Below are 19,652 nucleotides of genomic sequence, written 5' to 3' on the forward strand. Positions count from 1 at the left end.
AGGAAGTGAATGAGACCGCCTTCCGGGATTTTCAGCATATCAGGTGTTTGCATCTTGAACACACGTGTACGAATGCAGCGGATGTAGTCCGATGCAGGCGAACGCGTGTTGTGAGAGCAAGCAAACAACGATATGTGAAAACAGAGGAAGGCGGTCTCGTTCACTTCCGGACCTTTATTCGTTCCGTCCTATAATTGCAATTTACAGTCTTACGATCATTGCCTCACGGCCGGCACCGGTTCCGATAAACTTAACCGGGGTCTTGGTATACTCTTCGATGAAGTTGATATATGCCTTTGCGTTCTCCGGGAGATCCTCGAAGGTCTTGCAGCCGGACAGGTCACCGAAGTTTCCGTCGAACTCTTTGTATACCGGCTTGCAGCTCTGCAGGAACTTTAAGTTGGTTGAGAAGTCCTCGGTCTGCACGCCGTTGCAATCGTATGCTACGCAGACTTTGATCTTGTCAAATTTGCCGATGGTGTCTAAGTGGTTTACGGAAATTCCGGTCAGGCCATTCAGACGCTTTGCGTATTTCAAGGTTACGAGATCCAGCCAGCCGCAGCGTCTCGGTCTGCCGCTTACAGTACCGTACTCATGACCAAGATCACGGATGCGGTCGCCGGTCTCATCTAACAGCTCGGTTACGAACGGGCCCTCGCCGACACGGCTGGAATAAGCTTTAATAATACCGTATACATTACCGATATCAGATGCGCTTAAACCGGTACCGGTGATGATTCCGCCGATGGTCGGGTTAGAAGAGGTTACATACGGGTAGGAACCAAAGTCGATATCAAGCAGGGTTGCCTGAGCACCTTCTACAATGACTCTCTTATCCTCCTCCAGTGCCTTGTGCAGATAGGTTACGGTATCGCACACATACGGCTTTAACTGCTCTGCGTACTCACAGTAGGTCTTGTATACATCCTCAAAGTTCAGTTTTTCGTCGATGGTGGTGTCTTCCGGATCGTAGAACTTTAAGAGTGCTTTTCTGGACTCGACCAGCTCCTCGAGATGGCTCTTGAAATTATCTGCATACAGATCCTCGACTCTTAAGCCAGCACGCTCGTACTTATCACAGTAGGTAGGTCCGATACCTCTGCAGGTGGTGCCGATCTTGGATGCCTTTCTTGCTTTCTCTAATGCGCGGTCCAGCATCGGATGGTACGGCAGGATCACATGGGTCTTATCACTGATTTTTAAATGGTTGTCAATATCATAGCCGTGTGCCTTTAAGTTTTCAATTTCTCCCAACAGCACCTGCGGATTCATAACAACTCCGTTGCCGATTACGCCAATGGTATGACCGGACAGGATTCCGGACGGAATCAGACGCATTGCATATTTTACTCCGTTAGCCTCGATCGTATGACCTGCGTTATCACCGCCGGTTGCGCGGACAGCGATATCTGCATTCGCTGCAAGATAATCGATTACTTTACCCTTACCTTCGTCGCCATAAAAACATCCAATAACTACATCTACCTTTGACATAATCAGTCTCCTTCGTTATAACTGCTGCCGTAACTGTTCCTTACTTTTCCAGTTACCTGCTATCTTCAAATTCAGGCAGAGCCTTCTGCTCTGCAAACATTAACAGTATATAAGATTCCTGCACTAAAATCAATACGCAAACACAAAAAGGCAGACAGATTTTCTAATCTGCCCACCTCTTGTTATTAATGAAACTTATTGGTATTTATCAGTGCAGCGCCCTTACACATTAATTTCAGCTGTCATGCCGAGATCTTCTTTATTTGATTCCAGGATCGGATTCACTACTTCGGTCAGGAACTCGTCTACCTGCTTCGGTGCGCGGCCCACATAGCGGGACGGCTCCATACATGCCTTCAGCTCATCCAGAGAAAGTCCGAATGCCGGATCTGCGGCAATGAGCTCTAACAGATTATTGTCCAGCCCCTTCTCCTTCACGTTTCTGCCTGCCTCCATGGAAAGCTGGCGGATACGCTCATGCAGCTCCTGACGGTCACCGCCGGCCTTTACCGCATCCATCATGATGTTCTCGGTTGCCATGAACGGCAGCTCTGCCATGAAATGCTTCTCGATAACCTTCGGATATACAACCAGGCCATCTACAACATTTAAGTACAGATCCAGGATACCGTCGATTGCCAGGAAGCCCTCCGGAATGCTCAGACGCTTATTTGCGGAGTCATCCAGAGTACGCTCAAACCACTGAGTGGAAGCCACCATCATCGGGTTCATCACGTCACTCATCACATAATTGGAAAGAGATGCAATACGCTCGCTGCGCATTGGGTTTCTCTTGTAGGCCATGGCGGAGGAACCGATCTGATTTTTCTCAAACGGCTCTTCCACTTCCTTTAAGTGCTGCAGCAGACGGATATCGTTGCTGAACTTGTGAGCACTCTGGGCAATACCTGCCAGAATATTTAACACACGAGTATCTACCTTGCGGGAGTAGGTCTGTCCGGATACCGGATAGCATGCAGAAAAGCCCATCTTCTCTGCGATCATCTGGTCTGCCTTGCGGCATTTCTCATGGTCGCCCTCAAACAGCTCTAAAAAGCTTGCCTGAGTACCGGTAGTTCCCTTGGAACCAAGCAGCTTCATGCTAGAAAGCACATGATCCAGATCCTCAAGATCCAGACAGAGCTCGTTTAACCACAGGGTTGCACGTTTGCCGACTGTCGTCGGCTGAGCCGGCTGGAAATGAGTGAACGCCAGGGTCGGCTGGTTTTTGTATTTGTCAGCAAATTTTGCCAGCTCTGCCATCACGTTAATGAGTTTTTTGCGGACCAGTCTCAAGCCTTCGGTCATGATGATCAGATCGGTGTTATCACCAACATAGCAGGAGGTTGCTCCCAGATGGATGATGCCCTTTGCCTTCGGGCACTGCTGTCCATAGGCATATACGTGGGACATGACATCATGGCGCACCAGACGCTCGCGCTCCTTTGCTACTTCATAGTTGATGTCCTCCGCATGCTCCTTTAACTCGTCAATCTGCTCCTGGGTGATCGGCAGTCCAAGCTCTTTTTCGGTCTCTGCCAGTGCGATCCACAGTTTTCTCCAGGTTTTGAATTTCTTGTCCGGGGAGAAGATATACTGCATCTCCCTGCTTGCATAGCGCTCAGACAACGGACTTTGGTATCTGTCGTTCATAAGGACCCTCCAATTTCGTGATTAATGATTTATTTGGTATATTCGCCGCGGATGTCTTCCTGCGGCGGGTCTAACGGATAATCTCCGCTAAAACACGCGGTACAGATCGGAAGTCCCTCGGACAGCTCTGAAAGACGCTCCATCTTTAAATAAGATAAGGAATCTGCCCCGATGATCTGGCGGATTTCCTCTATGGTGCGTCCGCTGGCGATCAGCTGATCTTCCGATGGAATATCTGTTCCGAAATAACACGGATGCAGAAACGGCGGTGCGCTGACCTTCACATGAACCTCCTTTGCCCCGGCATCCCGCAGCATCTTCACAATGAGATGACTGGTGGTACCACGGACAATGGAGTCATCGATCATGATGACGCGTTTTCCTGCCACTGCTTCCTTTAACACATTCAGTTTAACTTTTACCGCAGACACACGGCTGCTCTGCTTCGGCTTGATGAAGGTACGCCCCACATAAGAGTTTTTCACAAATGCAGTTCCGTACGGAATGCCGGACTCCATAGAATAGCCCAGGGCTGCTGCATTGCCGGATTCCGGCACACCAACCACGATGTCGGCATCCACTGGGGAATCAATTGCCAGGCAACGGCCTGCATGAAGGCGGGAATGGTAAACACTCACACCGTCAAACACACTGTCCGGTCTTGCGAAATAAATATATTCGAACACACATCTGGCCTGCTTCTTTGCATCCGGCAGACACATACTCTTATCGGATCTGATGCCATCCTTTGTAATGGTAACGATCTCACCCGGCTCTACATCACGAACAAACTCCGCATCGATAGTAGCCAGAGCGCAGCTCTCGGATACCAGAATGTAGGCATTCTCTTTTTTACCGATACAGAGAGGCTTAAAGCCAAACGGATCTCTGGCACCGATTATTTTACGCGGGCTCATGATGACCAGGGAGTAAGCGCCCTTGATCTTTTTCATGGCATTGGCTACTGCTTCCTCAACGGAGGATGTGCGCACACGCTCACGCGCGATATGGTACGCGATCACTTCTGAGTCAATGGTAGTCTGGAAAATAGCGCCGTTGTATTCCAGCTCTCTTCTCAATTCCGGCGCATTGACCAGGTTTCCGTTGTGGGCCAGCGCCAGGGTACCTTTTACATAATTCAGTACCAGCGGCTGCGCGTTCTCACGGGTACTGCTTCCGGCAGTGGAGTAACGCACATGTCCCACACCAATGTTTCCGTGTAACCCCTCTAAGATGTCCGGTGTGAACACCTCATTACAAAGCCCCATCCCCTTATACGCATCTACCTTCCCCTTCGGTCCCTCTGTGTCACTGACCGCAATTCCGCAGCTTTCCTGCCCCCGGTGCTGCAATGCAAACAGTCCATAATAAATCTCGGATGCCACATCATTGCCGTCAAAATCGTACATTCCGAATACACCACACTCCTCGTGCAGCTCATCTGGATTCAGCAAGCGTTTTTCTTCCATCGGCTTTTGTATTCCTCTCTGTGCATTTATAAGTGTTATAAATAAAAGAAGTTAATTTCAGAAGAAATTATAATACATGGGCATTTGAATTGCAATACATTTTTTTATTCTGTATTTTGTGCACAGGCAACAGGCCTGATGCGGTCTCATGGCTTCTGTATTACATCCTTCCGGTGATAAAACTGAACCTCCAGGGCTTTCCAATCCATCCGGATACCATAAATATCCTGGTTTTTTGCAGCCTCATCCTTACCGGCAGCGCCGGATTCTCCGGTTTTCCCGGCATCGGCAACATCCTGTCTGTCCGCGACAGTCTTTGGGATCAGCTCCACCTCACAGAACTCTTCCCGGCGCATCAGGTTTAATTCCGGCCGATTCCTGTTCCAGAACATTCCTGCGCCAGTTAGAAGCTCCAAACAAAGCATTACTGCCAGACATGTCCGGAAACGCCGGATTTTCCGCACCCGCTGATACTTCCGCGCCAAACGACGAATGCATATTTTTCTCCAACGGCTGCACGCTCGATTCCATTTTCTGATCAAAATTCCTCCTATGAAAAAGCGAAGGACACCGCCTTACGCTTAGCCTAAGGCGGTGTCTTTCTGTTTGTTGCTCCACGGCATGCTTGCCTTTTTGCCGGCTGCTCAGCCGATCACATCCTGCATATCATACATTCCAGGCTCTTTTCCTGCCAGAAACAGCGCTGCCTGCAGTGCTCCTTTTCCGAAGATTGCCTTGGAGTAAGCGGTATGACTGAAGGTGATCACCTCATCGGTTCCTGCAAAGATCACATCGTGGTCACCCACAATGGTACCGCCGCGCACGGCAGAAATGCCGATTTCGTTCTCATCACGGCGTACACGCTCTGTGCTTCTGTCATATTTGTAATGATAGCGTTCATCCATAGCCTCGTTGATAGAATCAGCCAGGGCCAGTGCAGTGCCGCTCGGCGCATCCAGCTTCTTGTTGTGATGTTTCTCCACAATCTCGATGTCAAAGCCGGCATTTGCCAAAACCTTTGCAGCGTCCTGCACCAGCTTCATGAGGGTGTTGATACCCAGGGACATATTGGCAGAACGCAGAATTGCGGTCTTTTTACTGGTTTCCTTCACTTTCTCAATCTGCTCCGGAGAAAGTCCGGTGGTGCACAGTACTAACGGCATCTTATGTGCGCCGCAATAGTCTAACAGATGATCCACTGCCTTTGCGGATGCAAAATCTACGATCACATCTGCCTCTATATTGCATTCCTCTAAAGAGGCAAATACCGGATAGTCACTTAATACAACCGGATTTACATCAATTCCCGCTACAATCTCAATACCGTCCATCTCTTTGGCCAGGCCGGTGATGGTGCGTCCCATGGCGCCATTGCAGCCATGCATAATCATTTTAACCATTTGAATCATTCCTCCCGTGCAATTCTTATTCTTTACAGAATTCCATACTCCTGCATTGCTTTTTTCAGGCGTTCCTGATTCTGTGGCTCCATCTCAGTCAGCGGAAGTCTGAGCGGGCCTGCTTCCCTTCCCATCATGTTCAGCGCTGCTTTTACCGGAATCGGGTTAACCTCGCAGAACAGAGCATTGATTAACGGGATAGCGTCCAGCTGCATCTGACAGCTCTTCTGGATATCGCCCTTGAAGAAATTCTCACAGATCTCGTGAGTCTGTCTCGGTGCTACGTTGGACAGAACGGAAATAACGCCCTTTCCGCCCATAGCCAGCAGCGGAACGATCTGGTCATCGTTGCCGGAGTAGAGGTCTACGCAGCCGTTTGCCAGATGCATGATCTCAGCGATTGCGGAGAAGTTGCCGCTTGCCTCCTTTACACCGACAATGTTCGGAACCTCACGGCAGAGCTTTACGATGGTTTCCGGCTTCATGGTGAGACCGGTACGGGTCGGAACATGGTATAACAGACACGGAATACCTACCGACTCTGCGATAGCGGTATAATGTGCGATCAGGCCATTCTGGGTTGCCTTGTTGTAGTACGGAGTTACCAGCAGCAATCCGTCTGCTCCGACCTTTTCAGCCTCTTTTGAGAGATGGATGGCTTCTCTTGTGCAGTTAGAACCGGTACCTGCGATCACCGGGACACGCTTGTTTACTACCTTGCAGGTGAAACGGATGACATCCAGATGCTCCTCATGGCTCATGGTAGCAGACTCACCGGTAGTGCCGCATGCAATGATCGCGTCGGTACCGCCTGCGATCTGCTCCTCCAACAGTGTCTCAAGTTTCTCATAATTTACCTCTCCAGATTCTGTAAACGGGGTTACCAGTGCAACGCCTGCGCCCTCAAAAATAGCCATGATTTTTTCCTCCTTATGTGTTTGTAACGGCGTAAAAAAGGGACTGACAAATTTCGGTCAGCCCCTTAAAGTCGCTATGTGCTTTCTGCTTTAAGTAGCTCTCCATCCGGTCGGATGACAGTTACAGGATTGTTCACCCTGTACCCAGATAAACGACGTCCAGTCCGTCCTGTATCTTCGGCGCCCACCCTTTCAGGAATCTTCTTCTGCTTCTGGTGCATCAGATCCTTTACTCATGCTTCGCGCAACCTCTACTTGCCTGTTTATGTATAATACTAGCATCAACCTATTTAATTGTCAAGTTTACTGCGTCTTATTTGCAGCAATCCACTTTCTCAACTTTATCTGCAATTCGGCTGAGACCTTCCGGCAGTACCTTGCCGGTCACAATGACCTGAACCTGGTCACGGCAGCTTAAGATACCCGCCATCTCTTCTTCCGTCACAATATTCTGGTCCACCAGGCCAAGGGCCTCATCAAGCACCAGAAGATCGCATTCTTCTGTGGTCAGTACCTTCTTCGCATAGTTTAAACCATTGCGGATATTGATCTCTTCGTCTTTCTTTTCCGCGTCGCTCAGCTCCGCAAAATAACGGTCTGACTTTTCAAACCGGAATACTTTGAGTTCCGGCTCCATTCGCTTTAGCACTTCCAGATTTCCAGTTTTTTCACTGCCTTTCAAAAACTGGATCACGATCACGGTTTTCTGCTCTGTGAGCGCCTGAAGCGCCCTGCCAAGGGCCATCGCTGTCTTTCCTGAGCTGTCTTCGCCGCAGATGACCTCTAGTCTTCCTGTACTCATCGCTTTTGCACCTCTGTTTTTCTTAGCATTCAGGAACTTCCTGTTCACACAGACTGCTCCGTCAGAATCATTGATCTCTCTGATACAAGCGTCCTTATCCTACCACATTCCCACGCCGTTTGCAAGTAAATCCGTTACGCAGTTTCGTTTTCCGGTTCCCCCTCCTCCAGCTTGCTGATGGAAACTTCATAGGCCACACGCTTCTCACACTCTGTCTCACTGAGCTTTTTTGTGTATTCCCGGCTCTGGACACGGCCCCAGACCCTCACCCGGGTTCCAACCTCAAAGCCGGATGCAAACCGGGCATTTCTGCCCCAGGCAATACACGGAATATAATCAGATTTGCCGTAAGGACGGTTTACAGCCAGCAAAAGATCCGCGATTTCACGGCCAAGCGGCGTTTTCCGGTACACCGGCGCTTTACAGATATAACCATCCAGAAAGATCTGATTTGTCTTAGTGTAATCCGTAAACTTCTCCATGAAATGAATCTCGCGGACAAACACAGACAGCACCAGACGGTTTTTGATGCCCTCATGGCGGTTATAGGAACGGAACTGGCCAATGGCCTCCACCGTGCAGCCAATGTAATCTTCCTTTACATCTAAAAGCCGCTCGGAAATCATCAGCGGAATGATGTCAGCCTGCTCACTCAGACGGTTCACCGCCACATTCACCAGATAAAAGCCTTCTCCGAACACTTCATGACTGAAGGTAAATCCGGAAATGATTTCCCCGATCACACTGACTTTATTGTTTTCAATCACTTTTTCTGACATAGTATTTTCTCTCCTCTTCCCATTTCATTTAGCTTTCAGCTATTATCATATTTATGGGAAAATGAGAAAATTTATTCAGGGATTCGCTCGACAAATGGCGGCAAAACGTGCACAGCAAAAATGCCGCACAGCCGACTTCTCTGAAAAGAGAAGAGGCTGTGCGGCGAAAAAACAGCTTAACCGGAAACATTCGTATCAGATTTTAGGAAATCCGGCAGTATTTATTTTTTGAAGGATGCTCTCTTACGCATAGTCGGGTCCAGGATCTTCTTGCGGATACGCAGGTTCTCCGGAGTTACCTCAAGCAGCTCATCGGTATCGATGAACTCCAGGCACTGCTCCAGGCTCATGATCTTCTTCGGAACCAGCTTTAATGCCTCATCGGCACTGGAGGAACGGGTGTTGGTCAGCTTCTTGGTCTTGCAGACATTGACCTCGATATCCTCAGTCTTCGGGTTCTGGCCAATGACCATACCGGAGTAAACCTTCTCGCCCGGTCCTACAAAGAGGATGCCGCGCTCCTGTGCGTTGAACAGACCATAGGTGATGGTCTCACCGCTCTCGTAAGCGATCAGGGAACCAGTCTTGCGGTAGCTTAAGTCTCCCTTGTACGGACCGTAGCCATCGAAAATGGTATTGATGATACCATTACCCTTGGTATCGGTCATGAACTCACCGCGGTAGCCGATCAGACCTCTGGACGGGATGGAGAACTCCAGACGGGTATAACCGCCGTTTGCCGGGCTCATGCCCTGCAGCTCACCCTTTCTGGCGGTCAGTTTCTGGATAACTGCACCGGTAAACTCCTCCGGAACGTCCACGTAAGCCAGCTCCATCGGCTCTAACTTCTGATTGCGCTCGTTGTATTTGTAAAGAACCTCAGCCTTGCTGACTGCAAACTCAAAGCCCTCACGGCGCATGTTCTCAATGAGGACAGACAGATGCAGCTCACCACGGCCGGAAACCTTGAAGCAGTCCGGAGACTCGGTTTCCTCTACCCGCAGGCTGACATCGGTGTTCAGCTCGCGGAACAGACGCTCTCTGATGTGACGTGAGGTAACGAACTTACCTTCCTGTCCTGCTAACGGGCTGTCATTGACCATGAAGTTCATGGAGATAGTCGGCTCGGAAATCTTCTGGAACGGAATGGATTCCGGGTTTTCCGGGGAACAGATGGTATCACCGATATGCAGATCTGCAATGCCGGATACCGCAACGATATCACCGATGGTTGCTTCCTGGACCTCAACACGTTTTAAGCCGTCAAACTGGTACAGCTTACCGATCTTGACTCTGCGCATCTTATCCGGATCATGATGGTTTACAATGACGCAGTCCTGGTTTATCTTGAGACTGCCGTTGTCAATCTTGCCGACACCGATACGGCCAACAAACTCATTGTAATCGATGGTACTGATGAGCATCTGGGTCTCTGCATCCGGGTCTCCTTCCGGAGCCGGGATATAATTTACGATGGTCTCAAACAGCGGGCTCATATCAACTTCCGGATCATCCAGCTCTTTCTTTGCGAAGCCGGAGCGGGCAGATGCAAATACAAACGGGCAGTCTAACTGCTCATCAGAAGCGTCCAGATCCATGAACAGCTCTAAGACTTCGTCGATCACCTCAGTCGGTCTTGCCTCCGGACGGTCGATCTTGTTGATGCAGACGATAACGGACAGATCCAGTTCCAGAGCCTTCTGGAGAACGAATTTTGTCTGCGGCATCGGACCCTCGTAAGCGTCTACGACCAGGATAACGCCGTTTACCATCTTCAGAACTCGCTCAACCTCGCCACCAAAATCTGCATGTCCTGGGGTGTCGATGATATTGATCTTCTTATCTTTATAAAAAACAGCGGTATTCTTGGAAAGGATGGTGATTCCGCGCTCACGCTCGATATCATTGGAGTCCATGACACGCTCTTCCACTTCCTGATTCGCACGGAATACACCGCTCTGCTTTAACAGCTCATCCACCAGGGTCGTTTTACCGTGGTCAACGTGGGCAATGATCGCGATGTTACGGATGTCTTCTCTCTTCATTTTCATAATCGTAATCTTCCTCTTTCTTTTGGCGCAAATGTGCAGTGCACATTTGCATCAGCTTTACAAAAAAACTAAGGACTTGTTGCCAGGTCCTTAGTTCACGTCACTTATCACAATTTATAAATATAGCATTCTGTTCAACGGATTGCAAGCGTTTTTTCCGTATTGCATTGCATTTTTCTGTTTAAAATTTAAAACAGCACCAACTCGCCATCCGCAAAGCCATAATAGCACTCTTTTTCCCGTGTCATAACTGCTTTTCCGCCAGTCTTTTCGGTAATCTGGGCCACCAGGGAGCCCTCTTTTTCCAGCGGCACCATGCAGACCACATCCACCGCATCGGTATACTGGGTTTCCAGGACCGGGATCTCCATCTGGGCGGTGATGTACTGGATCTTGCCGATACCGTTGTAATCCGTATGGATCTTCAGCTCTGCACCCGGACATTTCTCCACAATGACGCTGTTTTTCAGCGCCTCCTGCACTGCGCCGGAATAGGCGCGGACCAGGCCTCCGGTGCCAAGAAGAGTTCCGCCAAAGTAACGTGTCACCACGACGCAGATATTCTTCACTTCCGCGCCAAGAAGCACATCCAGCATTGGACGGCCTGCAGTCTGTGCCGGTTCTCCGTCATCACTGCAGCGCTGCACCTGTCCCCGCTCGCCGATCACATAAGCAGAACAGTTATGTCTGGCATCCCAGTATTTCTTTTTCATTTCATCAATAAAGGCAACTGCCTCTTCCTCGCTCTCCACCGGTCTTGTGGTGGCAATGAAACGGGACTTTTTCTCGGTCAGTTCGCCCTCTCCGCCATCAAAAAGGATTTTATATCGTTCCATCATGGGTATACTTCCTATATAACACAAGTTGACTTATTCGTTGGTTTCGTTCTTTATCTTACCAATAAAAAACGGTTCTGGCAAGAAATATTACGGTTCATGTATTTCTCGGACCTGGGTGCATCGAATGCCGCAAACAGCGCTATGGTTGCATTGTAAGGGGCATTTTGATATAATGTAACGAGTACCAGAAAGCCGGAAACGTGCCTGCACGGTTACAGCAAACGGCAAAACAAGCAAGTGACTCAAATCACGTAAATTGGATTTTTATACGAAGAATTCCCACAACAAAGGAGGATTCCCATATGAATTATGGAAAAGATGCGACAGAAAAGCGTCTGCAGGCCGCAAACTCCCGAAGCGACAAATACCGCTCCCGGATTTTTCTTACCTTTATAAAGACCTGCTGCGTGCTCTGTCTGTTCTGCGTTCTGGTCATATCCAGCATCGGCATCGGTATTGTCATGGGTATCATCGACAATGCCCCGGAGCTCAATGTGGACAGCATCGTCCCCATCGGCTATGCCACAACGGTATATGACAGCACAGGCAACTTAACCGACACCCTGGTAACAGCAGGCTCAAACCGGGAAGAAGCAACCTTCGACGAGCTTCCCAGGGACCTGATCAACGCATTCGTTGCCATAGAGGACTCCCGCTTCTGGACCCACAACGGCATCGATCTACGCTCTATTTCCCGTGCAGCAGTCGGCGTACTGACCGGTGAAAACCGCGGAGGCGGAAGCACCATCACCCAGCAGCTCATCAAGAACAACATGTTCAACGGCGGAATGGAGACAAGCTTCGGAGCCAAATTAGAGAGAAAGCTGCAGGAGCAGTACCTTGCCCTGCAGCTCACCAAATCCATGGACCGCAAGCTGATCTTAACCAACTACTTAAACACCATCAACTTAGGCAATAACGCCCTGGGTGTCAAAGTCGCAGCCCGCCGCTACTTTAATAAGGATGTTTCTGACCTGACGCTCTCTGAGTGTGCAGTCATTGCAGGCATCACCCAGAACCCATCCCGTTTAAACCCGATCAGCGGTCAGGAAGCCAACGCGGAAAAGCGCAAGGTCATCCTGCAGTACATGTTTGAACAGGGCTATATCAGCAAAGATCAACAGGAAGAGGCATTGGCAGATGACGTCTATGACCGTATCCAGATGGTGGATAATGTCTCCAAAGAGAACTCTACTCCGTACAGCTACTTCACCGATGAGCTGACCCAGCAGGTAAAAGATACACTGATGGAAAAGCTTGGCTACACGGAAACCCAGGCTCATAACCTGCTCTACAGCGGAGGGCTTCAGATTTACACCACCCAGGATCCGGCTCTTCAGGCCATTGTAGATGAAGAGGTCAATGATCCTTCCAACTATTCCGCTGCCCGCTACAGCCTGGAATACCGTCTTTCCGTGACTCACGCAGACGGCACTACCGAGCATTTCTCTGAAAAGAACTTAAAATCCTGGCACGCCTCCACTCTGAACGCAGGCTGGGAGGGTCTTTACAACAGTGAAGCGGAGGCAGATACAGACATTGAGGCCTATAAGGCAGCCATTCTGCAGCAAGGCGACACCATCATCGGCGAACGCTCCAGCAAGGTGCTGCAGCCACAGGTATCTTTCGTCATCATGGACCAGAAGACCGGACAGGTCAAGGCCATAAGCGGCGGCCGTGGCACCAAGACAGCAAGTCTGACCTTAAACCGTGCGACCGATACCACCAGACAGCCTGGTTCCACCTTCAAGGTCATCACGGCATTTGCCCCGGCGCTCGATACCTGCGGTGCCACCCTGGGGAGCGTCTACTATGACGCGCCGTTCACCATCGGGAGAAAAACGTTTAAAAACTGGTACAAGCAGGGTTATCTCGGCTACTCCAGTATCCGCGATGGTATTATCTACTCCATGAACATCGTTGCAGTTCGCACCATGATGGAAACCGTAAGCCCTCAGCTGGGTGTGGAATACGCCAAAAACTTCGGCATCACCACCCTGACCGATACCGACATGAACGCGGCTACCGCGCTGGGCGGCATCACAAAAGGTGTGACCAACCTGGAGCTGACCGCGGCCTTCGCTTCCATTGCCAACGGCGGCCTTTACACCAAACCGGTATTCTTTACCAAAATCCTCGACCACGATGGAAAGCTGCTTATTGACAATGAGCCGGAAACCCACCGGGTTCTGAAGGATTCCACCGCATTCCTTCTGACCGATGCCATGGAAGATTCCATGCAGGCCAACCGTATTTTTGCAAGCTCCGGTATCAGTGTCAGCTCTACCAGCACCCGTGCAGCACTTCCAAATATGTCTGCAGCCGGCAAGAGCGGTACCACCAGCAACAATAACGATATCTGGTTTATCGGCTATACCCCTTATTACACCGCCGGCGTATGGGGCGGCTGCGATGAAAACCAGAAGCTCAGCGGCCAGAACGGCGGCACATCCTTCCACAAGGATATCTGGCGCAAGATCATGACCCGCGTTCACGAGGGCTTAAGTGATCCCGGCTTCACCGTTCCGGACAGCGTGGAGACCGCAGAGATCTGCCGCAAATCCGGTAAGCTTGCCATTCCGGGTGTCTGCTCCCACGATCCGCGCGGAAATGCGGTCTATACGGAATATTTCGCGAAAGGAACCGTCCCGACAGAAATGTGCAACACCCATGTGCTCACTACCGTATGCAGCGTCACCGGACTTCTTCCTGGTACTAACTGTCCGAAGACCTCCAGGGTACGCATTGCCCTACCTGCCGGAGAGGAAGGCGAGACTGATGATTCCAAATACGCAATGCCAACCGGTCACTGCCCCGGACACACCAGTGTGACCATTGATCCGTCTTACCTGGGGCCGGATGAAGATGATTCTGACAGTTCCAGCGGACCAGGCGTAGTTCCCGGTCTTGGACCGGGAGGCGCCAGCACCAGGCCATCTTCAGCTGTATCCAATGGGCCCGGACGGGATTAACTTAATCTGAAAAAATATTTGTCAGGAGGTATTCACATGCAAAAAAAATTTGAATCCGGCACCTTTCTCCCGGATAGTCTCATCTCCTGCCGCACCCTTTACAAGGCAAACGGCTTCTCCAACGATGACATGTCCCGTCCCATCATCGGTGTCTGCAATTCCTTCACGGACATTGTTCCCGGACACCGCCATTTGAAGGAACTGGCCGAACAGGTGAAATACGGTGTTTACCGCGCAGGCGGCACGCCGGTAGAGTTCGGCTGTATTGCCGTGTGCGACGGTGTCTGCACCACCCACAGCGGTGCCCGCTACTCTCTGCCATCCCGCGAGCTTGTGGCAGACAGCATTGAGACCATGGCACGGGCACACCGGCTGGACGGCCTCGTGCTCATCGGTTCCTGCGACAAAACCGTTCCTGGCATGCTGATGGCAGCTGCAAGGCTGGATATTCCTTGTATCTTCCTGGCCGGCGGCTGTATGCTGGGCGGTCAGGCCTTCGGCGGCAAGCGCAAATCGGACTCCACCTCCATCGAGGAGGCCTACGGTATGTATCAGGTTGGCAAGATTGACCACGATGTTCTGGAGGATATCACCGAGCTCTGCTGCCCGACCGTTGGCTCCTGCCAGCATATGGCAACCGCCAACTCCATGTGCTGCATGGCAGAGGCTCTTGGCCTAAGCCTGCCTGGCTCCGCTGCTATCCCGGCCGTTTACAATGACCGGATCCGTGCAGCACTTCTCTCCGGCGAGACGGCAGTCCACATGGTATTGAACGGCATCACCTCCCGGGATATCCTGACTCCGGAGGCCATTCGCAATGCCATCATGGTCCTTATGGCAACTGGAGGTTCCACCAACTGTGTTATCCACACCCTCGCCATTGCCCATGAGATTGGACTGGATTCCAAGACTGTCATGGGATGGTTTGAGGAATACGGAAACAATATCCCACTCATCTGCCGCATCAATCCGGCTTCCAAGGAATTCGACGCCGAGGATTTCTATAAAGCAGGCGGCATCCCGGAGGTTCAGCGTCAGATGAAGCCGCTTCTGTATAATGACTGCATGACCGTGACCGGCAAGACCATCGGTGAAAACGCTGTAGCCTGCCGCAGTCTCTACCCGAAGAATCCGGAGGTCATCACCTCCCTGGAGAAGCCATTCTCCACCCTGGCAGGACTTGCCATCATGCACGGCAACCTGGCTCCGGACACCGCTGTGGCAAAACCTGCTGCTGTTGCGGAGGAAGTGCGCCATTTCATCGGAAAAGCCATCTGCTTCGACAGCGAGGACGCCGTCAGCGATGCCATTGCCAAACAGCTCATCAAGCCAGGCCATGTAGTGGTAGTCCGCTATGAGGGCCCAAAAGGCGCTCCGGGCATGCCGGAAATGTTCAAGCCGATGAAGCTACTCTACGGCCAGGGTTTAAACAAGTGCACCGCCCTCATCACCGATGGCCGCTTCTCCGGTACCAATAACGGCTGCTTCGTGGGCCACATTTCCCCGGAAGCCGCAGCCGGCGGTCCCATTGCCCTTATTGAGGATGGCGATGAAATTGAGATCGACATCCCGAACAAAAAATTGGAGCTTCATGTATCCGATGAAGAACTTGCCCGCAGAAAAGCTGCTTTCCGCTATGAGCCAAAGCAGGTGGACGGATATCTGAAGCGGTATGCGCTGCACGCAAGAAGCGCAGATCAGGGCGGTGTGATTGTGGACTGATTTTCTGTATTATATAAAAGAGGCTGTCGCAAAATTTTGCGACAGCCTCTTTTTATTCCTTCATCTTCGGCTGAAACACCAGCGCCCCCAGATACCCGAACACCAGCGCCGCAGCGATCCCTGCAGAGGCGGCTGTCAGGCCACCTTTGAAGATCCCAACGAGGCCTTCCTCTCCCACGGCTTTTGCTACTCCTTTCCACAGAGTATTGCCAAAGCCGAGGAGCGGCACCCCGGCTCCGGCTCCGGCCCATTTCAGAAAAGGTTCATAAAGCCCAAGCCAGCCTAAGATATTGCCGGTCACAACCAGTGTTACCATGACCCGGCCCGGCATCATTTTTGTGCGGTCCAATAGAACCTGTACCAGGGCACAGATGATGCCGCCCACAAGAAATGCCCGGACCAGTTCCATAATTATTTCATTCATACTACTATCCATTTCTTTCACACCTCCATCCGTTCCAGTATCACCGCATGGGCGATTCCCGGGATGCTCTGACCTTCGTTGTAGCTGACAGTAGACAGTAGTGCGCCGGTGGGCACAAACAGCACCCGGCTCCACTCACCACGCATCAGCTTCGGCAAAATACGGGCACACAGCGTTACTGCAGAGCAGCCGCATCCGCTTCCTCCGGAGTGGACATCCTGCTCACCGCGGTCGTAAATTTCCAGTCCACAGTCCATGTGCTTTCCGGTAATGTCATACCCGCTGCTTTTCATAAAATCCAAAAGGGCTTTCTGTCCCACTGCACCCAGATCTCCGGTGATGATGCGGTCATAGTAAGAGGCATCCACGCCAAAGTCCTCAAAATTCTGCCGTATGGTGTTCCAGGCCGCCGGGGCCATGGCGGCGCCCATATTCATGGAATCTTTGGTTCCCATATCCACCAGCTTTCCGGTGGTGATACCGGTGACAGCCACTTCTCGTTTCATTTCACTTCCACGCTCCAGCACCACCGCCCCGCACCCGGTCACGGTCCAGGTGGCGCTCTGTGCCCTCTGGTTCCCGTATCCAAGCGGAAAACGGAACTGCTTCTCTGCCGTTGCGTAATGGCTGGAAGCCAGAGTCAGCACCCGGTCCGCATATCCGGCATTTACGCACATGGCCCCCAGGCCCAGCGCCTCTCCCATGGTAGAGCAGGCTCCGTAAAGGCCGAACAGCGGAATTTCCAGATCTACCGTACCGAAGGAAGTGGCAATCAGCTGTCCCAGAAGATCCCCTGCAAAGAGGTAACGCACCTCCCTCCGGTGGATATTCCCCTTCTCCAGAGCCAGATCTGCCGCCTGCTTCTGCATGGCACTCTCTGCCTGTTCCCAGTTTTCCATTCCAAACGTCTCATCCTGCTCTTTTACATCAATTTCATCTGCCAGCGGTCCCTGGCCTTCCTTCTTTCCCGCGACCGAAGCCCAGGATGCCACAAATGCGGGATGTTCAAACCGCAGACTTGCTTTTCCCACCTGCATAAAAAAACTCCTTTCCTGCGCATTCCTTCTGAACTTAGTATGCGCAAAAAAGGAGTTTTTATTTTTATGGATTTATGCGGTCAGCATTTCTTTTTCTTTCTTCGCTGCCTGATACCCCAGTACGCATACAGCGCCAACCAGAACCAGTCCGATGAGGTCCGTCAGGCTGCCCGGTACTAAAAGGGTCAGTCCGCCAACAATGCAGAGAATCCTCTCCCACCATTTCATATCACGGAATACGAAGCCACTTAAGCCCGCTGCCACGCCAAAGATACCGATGATGCTGGTGATGGTAATCATAACAACCTCCGGGATGGTGGTGTTGATGAACAGCATAGCCGGGTTCATGGCAATGATATACGGTACAATAAAGGCGGCGATGGCAAGGCGGCTTGCGTTGAATGCGGTCTTCATCGGTCCGGCCTTTGCGATGGCGGCGCCTGCGTAGGCGGCCAGTGCTACCGGCGGGGTGATATCTGCCACGATACCGAAGTAGAATACGAAGAAGTGTGCTGCCAGCATCTCAACGCCGATTTCCGGGCTCATAAGGATCGGAGCACAGGTTGCTGCCATGATGCAGTAGGTTGCGGTGGTCGGAACACCCATGCCAAGCACGATGCAGCAGACCATGGTAAGCAGTAACGCGATAATCATGACACCACCTGACGCAGATACGATAGCGCGCAGGAGCTTGGATGCAAGGCCGGTAGAGGTAATGCAGCCTGCCACGATACCGGCCATGGTACATGCGGATGCTACGGTAATGGTTCCCTTACCGCCTGCTTCCAGGGCGTCAATGATCTTACCCGGAGTGATGCGGTTATCGGCGTTGAACAGACCAACCACGATGGTAACCAGGATTGCGATGGCTGCGGAGCTCTGCATGGTACGGGTACCGTTGGATACCAGGACCACCAGGACTACCAGCGGGGCCAGCAGATAAAGCTTCTTTACTAAATAGCTGAATTTCGGAAGGCTGTCTTTATCAAGACCCTGTAAGCCCAGCTTCTTTGCCTCCAGATGTACGGCAATGTAAATGCCTGCGAAGTACAGAATAGCCGGCAGGATGGCCAGCACTGCGATACGGGAGTAGGGAACGCCGGTATACTCTGCCATCAGGAATGCTGCTGCGCCCATGATCGGCGGCATGATCTGTCCGCCGGTGGAGGCTGCTGCCTCAACAGCGCCTGCAAACTCCGGTTTATAACCGGTCCGGATCATCATCGGGATGGTCACGGAGCCGGTGGTCACGGTGTTTCCTACAGAAGAACCGGAAACCATACCGCACAGCGCAGAGGAGATGACCGCTACCTTAGCCGGACCGCCGCAGGAAGAACCTGCCACACAGTTTGCCAGATCAATGAAGAACGCCGAGATACTGGTTCTCTCCAGGAACGCGCCGAAAATGATGAATACCACAATGTACTTCTGACACACGTTGATCGGGGTGTTCATCACACCGTTGGTGGTGTAGAACAGATCATAAACGACCTTGCCAAAACGGACATTTGCAAAGGTGTAAATGAGCAGCGCGCCTACCACAAAAAGGATCGGAAGACCGACACAGCGATGGCAAAGCTCCACCAAAACCAGAATAGCCACAATTGCCAGCGCAAGCATAAACGGGTCTTTGGAAATGACGCTGTAGCTGGTCAGCAGAATCTTCTGGGCATTGGCTGCAAAGTACAGGAACGGGCCTGCGCCTGCCACCATCAGCGCCACATCATACCACGGAATGTGGTTCACACGGACATGGCCTTTTTTGATCGGATAGTTTAAAAAACCGATGACGATGATCATGGCCAGGAATAAGCTTAAGCGCACCTCCGGGAGGCTCTTGTCTACCAGGGTCAGGTAGATGCAGAACAGAGAGAATGCTGCCATCAGGAAACGGATCACGTTCTTCGGCTTTCCCTCCCATACACGGACATTGGATTCCCTGTCATATTTTTTCATCACCGCATCGACATCTTCTGCGGTTCCGGTTAAGCCGTCGCCTGCCGGTGCCGTGTTCACTGCGGCTTCTGTTTTGTGTTTGTTCAGAAAGCTCATAAATCAAATCCCCTTCCTATTCCATTTCAGGCGTACCTTTC

15 protein-coding genes and 1 riboswitch are annotated in these 19,652 nt (G+C 51.4%); of the genes, 2 read left to right on the plus strand and 13 right to left on the minus strand.

Going from position 1 to position 19,652, the window contains the following annotated elements; genetic code table 11:
• Positions 1–201 precede the first annotated feature (201 nt).
• The 10 genes from ACMP1L_RS03415 to ACMP1L_RS03460 all read right to left on the minus strand — a co-directional run bounded on the left by ACMP1L_RS03415 (position 202) and on the right by ACMP1L_RS03460 (position 11,404).
• Positions 202–1,494, minus strand: coding sequence for an adenylosuccinate synthase (locus ACMP1L_RS03415; protein ID WP_118732475.1), 1,293 nt, complete (start codon positions 1,492–1,494; stop codon positions 202–204).
• A 222-nt stretch (positions 1,495–1,716) separates the two neighbouring features.
• Entirely contained in the window at positions 1,717–3,147 is a 1,431-nt protein-coding gene (gene purB / locus ACMP1L_RS03420; RefSeq protein WP_177304517.1) for an adenylosuccinate lyase, read from the minus strand.
• 29 nt (positions 3,148–3,176) lie between these two features.
• Positions 3,177–4,616 (minus strand): amidophosphoribosyltransferase, encoded by a 1,440-nt coding sequence (gene purF, locus ACMP1L_RS03425; protein ID WP_418452013.1) that lies wholly within the window; start codon positions 4,614–4,616, stop codon positions 3,177–3,179.
• A gap of 146 nt (positions 4,617–4,762) precedes the next feature.
• Positions 4,763–5,032: a hypothetical protein gene (locus tag ACMP1L_RS03430; RefSeq protein ID WP_177304516.1), complete on the minus strand. Its 270-nt coding sequence runs from the start codon at positions 5,030–5,032 to the stop codon at positions 4,763–4,765.
• A gap of 228 nt (positions 5,033–5,260) precedes the next feature.
• Complete coding sequence (gene dapB / locus ACMP1L_RS03435; protein WP_177304515.1) at positions 5,261–6,016, minus strand: 4-hydroxy-tetrahydrodipicolinate reductase; 756 nt, start codon at positions 6,014–6,016, stop codon at positions 5,261–5,263.
• 32 nt (positions 6,017–6,048) lie between these two features.
• Positions 6,049–6,933, minus strand: coding sequence for a 4-hydroxy-tetrahydrodipicolinate synthase (gene dapA / locus ACMP1L_RS03440; protein ID WP_418452014.1), 885 nt, complete (start codon positions 6,931–6,933; stop codon positions 6,049–6,051).
• Positions 6,934–7,020: 87 nt separating this feature from the next.
• A riboswitch (Lysine riboswitch) is annotated at positions 7,021–7,195 on the minus strand.
• Positions 7,196–7,246: 51 nt separating this feature from the next.
• Complete coding sequence (locus tag ACMP1L_RS03445; protein ID WP_177304513.1) at positions 7,247–7,735, minus strand: cob(I)yrinic acid a,c-diamide adenosyltransferase; 489 nt, start codon at positions 7,733–7,735, stop codon at positions 7,247–7,249.
• A gap of 134 nt (positions 7,736–7,869) precedes the next feature.
• Positions 7,870–8,514, minus strand: a complete 645-nt coding sequence (locus ACMP1L_RS03450; RefSeq protein ID WP_118732468.1) for a single-stranded DNA-binding protein — start codon at positions 8,512–8,514, stop codon at positions 7,870–7,872.
• Positions 8,515–8,735: 221 nt separating this feature from the next.
• Complete coding sequence (typA, locus tag ACMP1L_RS03455) at positions 8,736–10,565, minus strand: translational GTPase TypA (protein ID WP_418452015.1); 1,830 nt, start codon at positions 10,563–10,565, stop codon at positions 8,736–8,738.
• Between the two features lie 188 nt (positions 10,566–10,753).
• Positions 10,754–11,404: a YigZ family protein gene (locus ACMP1L_RS03460; protein ID WP_177304511.1), complete on the minus strand. Its 651-nt coding sequence runs from the start codon at positions 11,402–11,404 to the stop codon at positions 10,754–10,756.
• Between the two features lie 302 nt (positions 11,405–11,706).
• Here ACMP1L_RS03460 and ACMP1L_RS03465 point away from each other — a divergent pair, with 302 nt between their 5' ends.
• Entirely contained in the window at positions 11,707–14,376 is a 2,670-nt protein-coding gene (locus tag ACMP1L_RS03465) for a transglycosylase domain-containing protein (RefSeq protein WP_418452016.1), read from the plus strand.
• A gap of 36 nt (positions 14,377–14,412) precedes the next feature.
• Positions 14,413–16,098, plus strand: coding sequence for a dihydroxy-acid dehydratase (ilvD, locus tag ACMP1L_RS03470; protein ID WP_418452017.1), 1,686 nt, complete (start codon positions 14,413–14,415; stop codon positions 16,096–16,098).
• 52 nt (positions 16,099–16,150) lie between these two features.
• On the opposite strand, the gene ACMP1L_RS03475 is transcribed toward ilvD, so the two are convergent.
• The 3 genes from ACMP1L_RS03475 to ACMP1L_RS03485 all read right to left on the minus strand — a co-directional run bounded on the left by ACMP1L_RS03475 (position 16,151) and on the right by ACMP1L_RS03485 (position 19,611).
• The gene (locus ACMP1L_RS03475) at positions 16,151–16,507 is read right to left on the minus strand and encodes a SpoVA/SpoVAEb family sporulation membrane protein (protein WP_118732553.1); all 357 of its coding nucleotides are present in this window, start codon (positions 16,505–16,507) and stop codon (positions 16,151–16,153) included.
• A gap of 32 nt (positions 16,508–16,539) precedes the next feature.
• Complete coding sequence (locus tag ACMP1L_RS03480; protein WP_418452018.1) at positions 16,540–17,559, minus strand: stage V sporulation protein AD; 1,020 nt, start codon at positions 17,557–17,559, stop codon at positions 16,540–16,542.
• Positions 17,560–17,631: 72 nt separating this feature from the next.
• Entirely contained in the window at positions 17,632–19,611 is a 1,980-nt protein-coding gene (locus ACMP1L_RS03485; protein ID WP_418452019.1) for a TRAP transporter permease, read from the minus strand.
• Positions 19,612–19,652 lie beyond the last annotated feature (41 nt).

Source organism: Ventrimonas sp. (assembly GCF_048380235.1).
In the GTDB taxonomy this organism is placed as follows: Bacteria; Bacillota; Clostridia; order Lachnospirales; family Lachnospiraceae; genus Brotaphodocola.